This is a genomic window from Kosmotoga sp., from assembly GCF_982836095.1.
The window spans coordinates 7,946-10,054 of record NZ_CEYIHJ010000057.1 but is presented as its reverse complement, the minus strand read 5'-3'; the positions used below and the strand labels follow the sequence as shown (position 1 = coordinate 10,054).

The window sequence follows — 2,109 nt, the reverse complement described above, 5'->3', positions numbered from 1 at the left end:
TGGAATACAATATGAGGAAGGACGTTTTCTCCCACATCCAGACACTACCCTTTAGTTTCTTCGATAAAGTTCGGACAGGAAAAATAATGTCGAGAATTGTCAATGATTTGAGAGATATTACCGAGCTTGCGCACCATGGGCCTGAGGATCTCTTTATATCGCTTATAACTCTTATTGGAGCTTTTATCATCCTCATGAGAACCGATTGGAGGCTTACATTGATAATCTTCACTTATATTCCTTTCTTAGTGTGGTTTGGGATAAAAAAGAGGCAGAAAATGTCTCGTGCCTTCATGGCTGAAAGAAGGCGAATTGCCGATGTAAACGCGCAATTGGAGAACAGCATTTCCGGGATACGTTTGGCAAAATCTTTTACCAACGAAGACCTTGAGAGGGAAAAATTCGACGAAGGTAACAGGAGGTTTGTCGAGTCAAGAAAGCGTGCACTTAAAGCCATGGCTGAGATGTTCACAGGCGTTGACCTGTTGTCGAATATGTTGAAGCTCACGGTGCTTCTCGTTGGTGGTTATTTGACTTTGAAAAAAGTCATCACACCCGGTTCGCTGGTTGCATACTTTTTATACGTTGAACTTTTTTTGCAGCCAATTCGAAGGCTGATGATGCTTGCGCAACAATATGAGGCTGGAATGGCTGGTTTTAAAAGGTTTGTTGAGATAATGGATACTAAGCCCAATATTGTTGACAAAGATGGCGCAATCGAATTGGAAAGGGTAAAAGGGGATATTGAGATAAAGAACGTTTCTTTTTCCTATGATGGAGGGGAAAAGGTTTTGCAGAATATAAGCCTAAAAATCCCTGCAGGAAAGACCGTTGCCCTTGTGGGTCCTTCAGGTGGCGGGAAGACCACGCTTTGTCATCTTATACCGAGATTCTATGAAATATCTGAAGGTGAGATCTTGATCGATGGGATAAATGTAAAGGATGTTACGTTGAAATCCCTGCGAAGGAATATAGGGATTGTGCAGCAGGATGTTTTCCTGTTTGCGGGTACTATAAGAGATAACATCGCTTATGGTAAGGGGAACGCAACTGAGGAGGAAATCATTGAAGCTGCAAAGCGTGCGAATATACATGATTTTATAATGACTCTGGAAGAGGGATACGACACCTACGTAGGCGAAAGGGGCGTAAGGCTTTCTGGCGGCCAGAAACAAAGAGTTTCAATAGCAAGGGTTTTCTTGAAAAATCCTCCTATTCTCATTCTCGACGAAGCAACCTCTGCATTGGACAACGAAACCGAGTTGAAAATCCAGCAATCCCTTGAGGAGCTTTCCAAAGGGAGAACATCGCTTGTTATAGCCCACAGGCTTTCTACAATAAAGCACGCCGATGAGATTATCGTTATAACAAAGGATGGGATTATAGAGCGAGGAACCCATGAGGAATTATTAGAGCTAAGGGGTCATTATTACAGGCTCTATAAGTCCCAATTCAAAGGCTATATACCGGATTCTTTCGATGAGAATCCAGCAAGTGAACTTGTATGATTAAAGCTTAATATCTGTCTTCTTGAAAACCCAGGCACCTGCAAAGAGGAAGATGGCTGAAATGAGCATTATTGTCAACGCGTTACCAAGCATTATTTGATTGTTTTTTATTGTGTCTATCAAGGGTATATATCGGAAGATGCTAATAATAGACATCCACTCAAGGTTTTCAAAACTTCTGCCCAGAGAGTCTCCAAAATACATGAAAATGATAAGCCCTATGGAGATAGAAGTATTCAAAGAGCTCTTCTGCACAATCACCGACACCAGTGTAGCCACGGCAGCAAAGAATACCTGGACGGTTAGGGCATAGAGCCCGAAGGCATAGAGAATCTTTGTACTATATTCCTGATGAACAAAAACATCGAATAACTTTACCTCGAATAACGTGAATATTCCAGTGAGAAGGATTATAAAACTGAACATTACCGAAAGCTTTGAAAGAAAAACTGTCAATCTTGAGCTTGGTTTGACAAGGAGATATTCGATGGTTTTTTGCTCAAACTCTTTTGAAAACATCGAACCAGCAAGTATAGAAGCAAACACGGCAGACAGGATATAGACAAAACTCATGCCCAGGGCGTTGGTGAAGTCGCCCCCT

At 41.8% G+C, this 2,109-nt stretch carries 2 protein-coding genes; one reads left to right on the top strand and one right to left on the bottom strand.

Going from position 1 to position 2,109, the window contains the following annotated elements; translation table 11 throughout:
- Positions 1–1,508, top strand: a 1,508-nt coding sequence (locus AC3LHT_RS05360; RefSeq protein ID WP_488662194.1) for an ABC transporter ATP-binding protein, incomplete at its 5' end; no start/stop codon positions are given.
- Here the strand turns inward: AC3LHT_RS05360 and AC3LHT_RS05355 are convergent.
- On the bottom strand, positions 1,509–2,109 hold a 601-nt coding region (locus AC3LHT_RS05355), incomplete at its 5' end, for a DUF2705 family protein (protein ID WP_488662193.1). It lies immediately after the preceding gene.